7 protein-coding genes and 2 rRNA genes (1 of these 9 only partly in view) are annotated in these 9,992 nt (G+C 45.1%); 6 read left to right on the top strand and 3 right to left on the bottom strand.

Annotated features, from left to right (window positions below):
• Both AC2CZC_RS05535 and rrf read left to right on the top strand, forming a co-directional pair.
• Positions 1 to 2,318 (top strand): 23S ribosomal RNA (locus tag AC2CZC_RS05535) (it extends 564 nt beyond the left edge of the window).
• A gap of 179 nt (positions 2,319 to 2,497) precedes the next feature.
• A 5S ribosomal RNA gene (rrf, locus tag AC2CZC_RS05530) occupies positions 2,498 to 2,612 on the top strand.
• Positions 2,613 to 3,484: 872 nt separating this feature from the next.
• On the opposite strand, the gene AC2CZC_RS05525 is transcribed toward rrf, so the two are convergent.
• On the bottom strand, positions 3,485 to 4,138 hold the full coding sequence (locus AC2CZC_RS05525) for an XRE family transcriptional regulator (RefSeq protein WP_484584103.1): 654 nt from the start codon (positions 4,136 to 4,138) through the stop codon (positions 3,485 to 3,487).
• 151 nt (positions 4,139 to 4,289) lie between these two features.
• Positions 4,290 to 4,436 (bottom strand): hypothetical protein, encoded by a 147-nt coding sequence (locus tag AC2CZC_RS05520; RefSeq protein ID WP_484584102.1) that lies wholly within the window; start codon positions 4,434 to 4,436, stop codon positions 4,290 to 4,292.
• Positions 4,437 to 4,682: 246 nt separating this feature from the next.
• Between AC2CZC_RS05520 and AC2CZC_RS05515 the strand changes: the two genes are divergently transcribed.
• The 4 genes from AC2CZC_RS05515 (at position 4,683) to AC2CZC_RS05500 (ending at position 8,413) form a co-directional block, all read left to right on the top strand.
• Positions 4,683 to 5,624, top strand: coding sequence for a class I SAM-dependent methyltransferase (locus AC2CZC_RS05515; protein WP_484584101.1), 942 nt, complete (start codon positions 4,683 to 4,685; stop codon positions 5,622 to 5,624).
• A gap of 78 nt (positions 5,625 to 5,702) precedes the next feature.
• Complete coding sequence (locus AC2CZC_RS05510) at positions 5,703 to 6,500, top strand: substrate-binding periplasmic protein (protein WP_484584100.1); 798 nt, start codon at positions 5,703 to 5,705, stop codon at positions 6,498 to 6,500.
• 294 nt (positions 6,501 to 6,794) lie between these two features.
• Positions 6,795 to 7,835, top strand: a complete 1,041-nt coding sequence (locus AC2CZC_RS05505; RefSeq protein ID WP_484584099.1) for a glycosyl hydrolase family 18 protein — start codon at positions 6,795 to 6,797, stop codon at positions 7,833 to 7,835.
• Positions 7,802 to 8,413, top strand: a complete 612-nt coding sequence (locus AC2CZC_RS05500) for a cellulose-binding domain-containing protein (RefSeq protein ID WP_484584098.1) — start codon at positions 7,802 to 7,804, stop codon at positions 8,411 to 8,413. The genes AC2CZC_RS05505 and AC2CZC_RS05500 overlap by 34 nt, the downstream gene beginning before the upstream one ends.
• A gap of 76 nt (positions 8,414 to 8,489) precedes the next feature.
• On the opposite strand, the gene AC2CZC_RS05495 is transcribed toward AC2CZC_RS05500, so the two are convergent.
• On the bottom strand, positions 8,490 to 9,806 hold the full coding sequence (locus tag AC2CZC_RS05495; protein WP_484584097.1) for a trypsin-like serine protease: 1,317 nt from the start codon (positions 9,804 to 9,806) through the stop codon (positions 8,490 to 8,492).
• Positions 9,807 to 9,992: the final 186 nt, after the last annotated feature.

Genomic DNA, 9,992 nt, shown 5'->3' with positions numbered 1-9,992 from the left:
AGCGACTTATATTCTGTAGCAAGGTTAACCATTTAGGGGAGCCGTAGCGAAAGCGAGTCTTAACTGGGCGCTTAAGTTGCAGGGTATAGACCCGAAACCCGGTGATCTAGCCATGGGCAGGTTGAAGGTCAGGTAACACTGACTGGAGGACCGAACCCACTAACGTTGAAAAGTTAGGGGATGACCTGTGGCTAGGAGTGAAAGGCTAATCAAACCGGGAGATAGCTGGTTCTCCCCGAAATCTATTTAGGTAGAGCCTCGGACGAATACTTACGGGGGTAGAGCACTGTTAAGGCTAGGGGGTCATCCCGACTTACCAACCCTTTGCAAACTCCGAATACCGTAAAGTAATATCCGGGAGACACACGGTGGGTGCTAACGTCCATCGTGGAGAGGGAAACAACCCAGACCGTCAGCTAAGGTCCCAAAGTGTATGTTAAGTGGGAAACGATGTGGGAAGGCTAAAACAGCTAGGAGGTTGGCTTAGAAGCAGCCATCCTTTAAAGAAAGCGTAATAGCTCACTAGTCGAGTCGGCCTGCGCGGAAGATGTAACGGGGCTAAACATACCACCGAAGCTACGGCTGCATACTTAGTATGCGGGGTAGGGGAGCGTTCTGTAAGTGGCTGAAGGTGTGCCGGGAGGCATGCTGGACATATCAGAAGTGCGAATGCTGACATGAGTAACGATAATGCGGGTGAAAAACCCGCACGCCGGAAGACCAAGGGTTCCTATCCCATGTTAATCAGGGTAGGGTGAGTCGACCCCTAAGGCGAGGCTGAAGAGCGTAGTCGATGGGAAACGGGTTAATATTCCCGTACTTGGTATAAATGCGATGGGGGGACGGAGCAGGCTAGGCAAGCATGGCGTTGGTTGTCCATGTGAAAGGCTGTAGGCTGGTGACTTAGGAAAATCCGGGTCGCTAAGGCTGAGAGTCGAGACGAGCCACTACGGTGGTGAAGTTGTTGATGCCCTACTTCCAGGAAAAGCCTCTAAGCTTCAGTTTATATCGAATCGTACCCTAAACCGACACAGGTGGTCAGGTAGAGAATACTAAGGCGCTTGAGAGAACTCGGGTGAAGGAACTAGGCAAAATTGTACCGTAACTTCGGGAGAAGGTACGCTCTTGTTTGTGAAGGACTTGCTCCATAAGCAGACGAGAGCCGCAGTGACCAGGTGGCTGGGACTGTTTATTAAAAACACAGCACTGTGCAAAATCGTAAGATGACGTATACGGTGTGACACCTGCCCGGTGCCGGAAGGTTAATTGATGGGGTTAGACTTAGGTCGAAGCTCTTGATCGAAGCCCCGGTAAACGGCGGCCGTAACTATAACGGTCCTAAGGTAGCGAAATTCCTTGTCGGGTAAGTTCCGACCTGCACGAATGGTGTAACCATGGCCACGCTGTCTCCACCCGAGACTCAGTGAAATTGAAATCGCAGTGAAGATGCTGTGTACCCGCGGCTAGACGGAAAGACCCCGTGAACCTTTACTACAGCTTGGCACTGAACATTGACCCTACATGTGTAGGATAGGTGGGAGGCTTTGAAGCACAGTCGCTAGATTGTGTGGAGCCGACCTTGAAATACCACCCTTGTAGTGTTGATGTTCTAACTTAGGCCCCTAATCGGGGTTGAGGACAGTGCCTGGTGGGTAGTTTGACTGGGGCGGTCTCCTCCCAAAGAGTAACGGAGGAGCACGAAGGTTGGCTAAGTACGGTCGGACATCGTACGGTTAGTGTAATGGTAGAAGCCAGCTTAACTGCGAGACAGACACGTCGAGCAGGTACGAAAGTAGGTCATAGTGATCCGGTGGTTCTGAATGGAAGGGCCATCGCTCAACGGATAAAAGGTACTCCGGGGATAACAGGCTGATACCGCCCAAGAGTTCATATCGACGGCGGTGTTTGGCACCTCGATGTCGGCTCATCACATCCTGGGGCTGAAGTCGGTCCCAAGGGTATGGCTGTTCGCCATTTAAAGTGGTACGCGAGCTGGGTTTAGAACGTCGTGAGACAGTTCGGTCCCTATCTGCCGTGGGCGTTTGAGAATTGAGAGGGGCTGCTCCTAGTACGAGAGGACCGGAGTGGACGAACCGCTGGTGTTCGGGTTGTTATGCCAATAGCATTGCCCGGTAGCTACGTTCGGAATCGATAACCGCTGAAAGCATCTAAGCGGGAAGCGAGCCTCGAGATGAGTTCTCACTTTAACTTTAAGTTAACTGAAGGGCCGTTGAAGACTACAACGTTGATAGGCGAGATGTGGAAGTGCTGTGAGGCATTGAGCTAACTCGTACTAATTACCCGTGAGGCTTAACCATACAACGCCAAAGTGGTTTGACTTGTTAGAAGTTAAGAATAGAAAGTAGACGATAAGAATTTAATTACACTCTCCGAATTTAAGCATTGTGAATAGATTAGCTCTTATGAGAAATCAATTCACCTTGCGCAAATGAAATGACAAAAAGACGTCATTAACCATTTGCACGAAAAGAATTTGCTTGGTAACCATAGCATTTTGGAACCACCTGAATCCATGCCGAACTCAGTAGTGAAACGAAATAGCGCCGATGATAGTGTGGGGTTTCCCATGTGAAAGTAGGACATTGCCAAGCGCCAAATAAAAGAAAGCCCGATTCGAAAGAGTCGGGCTTTTTTGCGTTTAAGTCCCTCTACAACAGCTAAAACGGCTCATTTCACCTTGCGCAAAAAGAGCGCTCTCACTTCGTTCGCTGTCATTAGCCCTTTACACGATAACTGCGAAGCTTCGCTTCGGTCTCATTTCGCCCATGTGAAAGTAGGACATTCTACTGCGTAGCGCACCAAGGGCCCAATTAAATAACCCCGCTGCTGTTAAAATGACTCAATTCACCTTGCGCAAAGTAAATGTACTCGCTTCGCTCTTTGTCACTGTACTTTGCACTTAATTCATCCATTCGACATTAGTACATCTATGTACGTCAAACCCGTTGCAGAAATGCAGCGGGTTTTTTCGTGCTAAATCGTCTCGAAAGTTGTAGAGGTCATGCACATTGATAAAGAGACGAATTAGCGCAAGGTGAAGGGAATATCCTTCACCGCCGACAAGGCAAGCTCAAGATTTCCTCAGCAACAGCTAAAACGGCTCATTTCACCTTGCGCGAAAAGAATGCCAGCGCTTCGCGCTGTGTCATTAACCTTTCGTACGATATTCACCTTGCGCAAATTGAACGTACTCGCTTCGCTCGCTGTCGTTACATTTTGCACGTTAATCACCTTGCGCAAAAATAGCGTACTCACTGCGTTCGCTGTCGCTAACCTTTTGCACTTTACTTGCGGAAAAATAATTTAAGCGGTTTGTCATTAGACTGTTGCATTACACCATTGAGCCTTCACGTTTAAATATGGTGTTTTTATCAGAGGTGAAAGGGAGATAAGAAAAGGTGGCCTGTTATACAGCCACCAAAACGCCTTGGATTTGAAAATGCGCGGCTTTCATAAGGAGCTGTTACAAACTACGTCCACACCAAACAATGCGTCCAGCTACGCCGTGATGCTCTGCATTTTGGGAGTTGATTTGCCAGCTGGGATAATCAGGGTTATCACTGATTACTGCAATATGATCTGATTTTTGTTGAAGTCTTTTAGCCATTAATCCATCTTGAGTTTGAATAATATAGACTCCCGCCTTGCTTGGTTGCTGTTGGCTTAAATCAACCAGTACCATATCACCATGCTCTAAGGTCGGTAGCATACTATCACCACGCACAGAAACGAAAGCCAAGCGATCGCTATGAACTCCTAACTGTGATTGTAACCAACGCTTATTCAATGCAAATTGTTCGGTGATATCTTCTTGGCCATTAATGGCACCAAAGCCAGCACTGGCTTCTACGTCCAATTTAGGCACTACGAGTAGATCATCTTGACTATGTTGAGCTGGTGCATCAGCAGCTTGTACACCGGTAAGTAACCAATTTAAGTCCACAGAGAATAAACTGTATAGGTGTTCAAGGTATGCCATTGATGGGCGACCCAGCCCTTGGCAAATACGATAAATATGTGAGGGAGATTTACCAGTTAATTCGGCAAACTGACGTTTATTACCGCCAGAAAATTGCTCAACTAGGGTCACAAAACGGCGAGAAAATGCGGTACTCATGAACTTACTCTCAGTAGCAAAATAGTCAAAGAGTGAAGAGTACGCGTGCCACTTGTCGGTGTACAGTAAAATAATACGGGTATATGAAAAAAACAAAAAGTATATTAGTGCAAAAAAGGCGATATATAGTCGCCTTTTATCTTATTAATAATTATTCAAACTTATCTTGGCAAGGCTTAGATCCTGCACAGGTCCAGGTGCCTAAATAACCGCCTGCAATATGTGGAGTTTGCTTTGCATCGATAGGACGCTGGATCGAAAGAGATTTGACAGATTTTTTTGATAGCTTTAAACGCATGATGAAATTCCTGTTTTTATTTTTGGTGCTCAATTTAGTTTTCAAATTATTCTTACATATTATTCTGCTAAATAGAGATCATTATTGTGTGCATCAATGCACAAATAGTAACCTACATTACCTTCCTAATAATGTAAATAATTTTTAATGATATAGTTGCTATTCTGGTGTGGTTTCAATTCTCATTGGCAATCGAGCTAAGTCGAGTACAATTACATTTTGTTTCTTATCTTATCGATGTCGGCTATGCAATTTGATTTTTCCCCTGTTCAGCAAGTTTTTTCACAATTAACAGAGCTCCCCAATGAGGCTAAACGCCTTTTTCACGGCAGAGGCCGCTGTTATCCATCGTTAGAGCAGCTCTCTATTGATTTCTTGTCAGGTCAAATCATGTGCACTGTGTTTAAGGAGCAGGATGCTGCTTGGATGGAAAGTCTTCGTGACTGCTTACACACTTTGATCCATAGTGATGTTGCTCAAACGCAACTTACATGTGTCTTCATCCAGCATAGGTACCGTGCAGATAACGCTGTAGAGATATTATTTGGTCGCCTTGATGAGCAAGTAATAATCACAGAAAACGGCTTAAAGTTTGAGTTGTCACTTGGCAAAAAACAAAATACGGGATTGTTTTTTGATATGCGTAATGGCCGCGATTGGGTGAAGAAGCACAGCGAAAACAAAAAGGTGCTTAACTTATTTGCCTATACTTGTGGGTTTTCAGTGGCTGCAGTGGCTGGCGGGGCCAAGCAAGTGGTTAATTTAGATATGGCAAAAGCGGCATTGAAACAAGGCAGGCGCAATCATCAGCTCAATGATCATGCATTAGACAATGTTTCTTTCTTAGGACATGACTTATTTAAATCTTGGGGTAAATTGCGCAAGTTTGGTCCGTATGATCTGGTGATCATTGACCCTCCGACATTTCAAAAAGGCAGTTTTGCACTGACGAAAGATTATCAACGTATATTACGTAAACTCCCCGAGTTACTTTATCCTGGTGCAACAGTGCTTGCTTGTGTGAACGATCCTACAGTGCAAAGCCAGTTCTTAATTGATGAAATGCACAGGGAAGCGCCTTCGATGAAGTTTATAGAGCGTCTTGAAAACCCGCCGGTATTTGAAGACATTGACCCACAAGGCGGATTAAAGTGCTTGGTTTTTAGTAATGAACACGTCGTTTCATAGTTAGCGCATTGATTAATCAAGAAAGACTTATTTTAGCAGCTACACTTAAATGATGATTGTGTAATTAGTTAGGCGTCTGTGCGAATATATTGCTTGATAAGTCTTGTAGCGCTGATAGCCAATTGGCATGTATCGGCGGCTCAGCGCCCAGTGGATAAAATCAATTCAGTATGTGAAACTAACGCTAAAGTGGGTGTGGTTGCTGGCTGGCCTCCATTAACTAGCGTCACCGAAGAAGGCGTGGCGCAAGGCCTAGATATAGATATCGCTAAATTGGTATTCGAACGTGCAGGTATGTGTGTTGAGTTTGTGCGTTTGCCATCTGCTGCTCGTAGTTTTGCGCAGTTAACAAAGGGCGTTGTCGATGTTGTGTTGATGGTGAGTTATACCTTTAAGCGTAAACAGTGGGGCTACTTTACCCAGCCCTATCGCACAGAAAGAATGCGACTATTTTCTTTAAAGCCGCCAGAGTCAGTATATTCTTTAATGGCTTTGCTCAGTTCAGAGGCAACAATTGGTTTGAGCATTGGCTCTTATTATGGGGAAGAGATTAAGTCTCTTGCCAATCAAGAACGATTTGGCAATCAATTCATTGGTATTTCAACCATTCAACGGCGCATTGAGTTGCTGGCTAAGCAGCGTGTTGATTTTATCATTGAAGATGAAATTGTTGGTAACTATCTTAGCCAAAAATGGAGTGATAAGCCGATCTATATTTGGGACTATTCAGTTCATGATAATGAGGTGCACTTTTTATTGCGCAAAGATAAGTTCTCATCATCACAACGCGTGCGTATTGATCAAGCGATTGATGAATTACATCCGCAAATATCACAGTTGGTATCCCGTTACCGCCAACTTGGGCAAGCTAAATAATGTTACTCATGGTGCCACTCTTTCTCTGTACTTACGTAAATTGCACCGCAGCTGTTGGACGGGTAATACACTCACCTGCTTTATGCTTGTTAAATCATTTTTAATTCCTTTCATATGGTTTCTACTTCATAGCTCACACCCGTGAAACATTACAATCTTTCAAGTTGTGAGCTTCAATCGGGTGTGGGTGATTTTTGTACAGTTTGTTACTCTGAAAGCGGGCGGGTTTATCATTGGATAACAGCCAGCCAGAGCTCGCCATCAAACGCTGGCTAACAACATGGAAATAAAGGTATGAAAACACTCAATTTAGCAGTCTTGGCCGCATTAGGCCTCATCAGTGTGCCAACGATGGCACTGGACTGCAGTCAATTAAGCAAGTGGCAGTCAACAAAAGTGTATACAGGCGGTATGGAGGTACAGCATTTAGCTGCCAAATATACAGCAAAGTGGTGGACACAAAATCAAGACCCTGCGATGTATTCTGAGCCACAAAACGTATGGCGCAAGGAAGGGCTCTGCGACCCTATTGGTGCGCCATTACCTATTGTGAAGCTTGATGCACCATTGGATCAAAGCCGCCATATAATTGCTTCTCCAGTTGTCATTAAGGCGACAGCTAGTCACCCAATGAATGTACCAATCAAACATGTGGACTTCAAAGTCGATGATGTGGTCATTGCGACGGACAACACAGCACCTTATGAAGCAACATGGACAGCGACAGGCTTGGGCGAGCATGTGATCCAAGCTGAAGTTGTTGATGATGAAAATGGCCGTGCAAGCTCAGGCAAGCGTATTATTACGGTTGTCGCGGACGATGTGATTGTGCCTCCCAGTGGTTTTAAGATTGTTGGTTACTTTCCTAGCTGGCAAGGCCAAGTTGCCGATATTCAATTCGATAAGCTGACGCATATTAATTACTCCTTCTTACTGCCCAATGCTGATGGTTCACTACAACCACTTGAAAATCTTGCGAAGATGAAACAGCTAGTGAGTGCCGCGCAATCATCTGGCGTAAAAGTAGGAATTGCGGTAGGCGGTTGGAACGGCGGCGATGACAGTGCGTTTGAGACATTTGCCAGCAGTGCGCAAGGCCGTGCTACGTTTATCCGTAACCTGATGGCTTTTGTTGAATTGCATCAGTTAGATGGCGTTGATATGGATTGGGAATATCCAGATCCTGGTAGCTCAGCCAATAATTATGCGCTGTTGATGAAAGAACTCAGTGTTGAGCTCAAAGCAAAAGGGAAGTTTTTAACCGCCGCAGTCGTTGCTTTAGGTTACACTGGGGGGGTGTTTTGGAGTCGGTATTCCAAGATGTTGATTTCTTGAACTTGATGGCTTACGACGCAAATAATGCGGATCATGCGAGCTTTCAGTATGCATTAGACTCGATAGCATACTGGCAAGGCCGCGGGTTAAGTAAAGAGAAAACCGTTTTGGGTGTGCCTTTTTATTCTCGCCCGACATGGCAAGCTTACCGTACGCTCGTAGCACAAGATGCTGCCAATGCTTGTCGCGATACCGATGGCACCTCATATTACAATGGCATTCCAACAATACGTGCAAAAACTCAGTTAGCGCTTGATAGCGCAGGTGGCATCATGAATTGGGAATTATCCCATGATACAAATGGGCCTGATTCTTTATTGACCGCTAAGTGGGAAGTTGCACAGGGCATTGCGCCAAGTTATCAGTGCGATGGCAGTGGAGGTCCGGATAAGCCAACACAGTGCGTGGATATTCAAGTGGATCCAAATCAATACGTCGCACACCCTGATTTTCCGAATGGCGATCATGCAGCAGCTGGGCAGCGTATTCGTCATCAAAGCAGCGTGTATGAAGCGAATTGGTGGACGCGCTCAGTACCTGGAAGTGATGGTAGTTGGCAGTTTATCTGTCAGTATTGATGGCAACCTGAGAAGGTAATATGAAAAAAGCCGTGCACCCAGATGCACGGCTTTGATTGTCATGATAAATTTTTGCTTATTTAGTGCAAGTCGGATCCTTACCGATGAGTTTCCAAGCGCCATAAAGACCTGATTCACTTGGGATATCGCCACGAGTCCAATACCTTGCTTCATATTCTGAACCACGGTAGGTGACGCGATCTGGCCTGACATACACCGTATTTGCATCCCATGTGCCATTGCACACGTTGGAACCATCTGTTGCCGTTGCGAAAACACGCGCGACATATGTGGTTGTGCTACCGTCTACTTTAAAAGTTAACGTTGTTTGTGCAAGGCCTGGTGTTGCAGCGCTAAATTCAACGCTTACCTTACAATTTTGGTTTTGGGTGAGTGTACTTGCAGAGCACGTATCTACTGTAGTCACCAAGTTGCTCGTGACACCTAATGCAGCAACATTAAGCTGGTTAAAGGTAAATGTCGGGCTACCAGTATTGGTGATGGTAAAGGTATGTCTTACGGTATCACCAACTACAAAATCAGCCAACGTTGTTTGCTCCTGATAGCCAACCTGTACCGGAACCGTACCATTTTTGATTGACTCTATCCATTGGTCGTATACTGCAACATCCGCATACACACCATAGTTTTCTGGACGAGCACATCCTACACCCCAGCTTACTATGCCTAATTGAACTGTTTGACCACCAGATTGAATTACAATTGGTCCGCCGCTGTCGCCGTTACATGAGTCTTTTTGACCCTGTGGGTAGCCTGCGCAGAATTCAGTGGCGCCAACGTTACTGTAATGACCGCCAGTTTGACGACATACAGCGTCAGAAACCAATGGAACATCTACTTCATATAAATTAGTTGGACGTGTACCGCCTTCTTGCAAGCGACCAAGTCCGGCTACAGTAAGCAAATCACCTTCACGTGCGTAATAATCTATAGAAGATTGTGCAAGTGTGACACTCGCGCCCTGTGTTGGCACTCGAGTTAGCTTTAATACAGCAATATCGTTGTGTAGTGTTGAATTATTATAGTTAGGGTGCATATGCACTTGCTCAACCGCAATGCGATCACCGTCATTGCCACCAAGGATAAAGCCGGCGACCTTAACATTCAGTTCGCTCGCCGTTCTGTTACGCACACAGTGCGCAGCAGTTAGTACATAACCGTCACCGATGTAACTACCACCACAAAAAGCCGTAGTACCATTTGATCTGAGTATTTGTGTGTAAAATGGCCACTCAGTGGTATCCGCTGGTATACCGCCAACAATGTTGGGCTGAATATCATCGAATGCTAGTGCGGGTAAACTGGCCACAATACCTGTGGCCAGCAGAGTGTGTCGCATTGCACCCTTGATGAAGTGTGTTGTTCCTTTCATGTTGTACCTATGTTGTTCACTTGTTAGACAAATTTAAGATACAACTAAATGTTGCTAAATGTATAAAAAATGTGATTGAAATGATTTCAATGGGTAGTGTGTTATTTTTTTCAAGTTTTTGTTTTTATTGTTTTAAATTTTATTTTTATATAAAGATTTTAATTTTTATGTAAATTTTAGTTTACT

It is taken from the genome of Pseudoalteromonas sp. MMG033 (assembly GCF_057197785.1).
The sequence above is the reverse complement of the archived record's forward strand: the minus strand, read 5'-3'. Positions and strand labels throughout refer to the sequence as shown.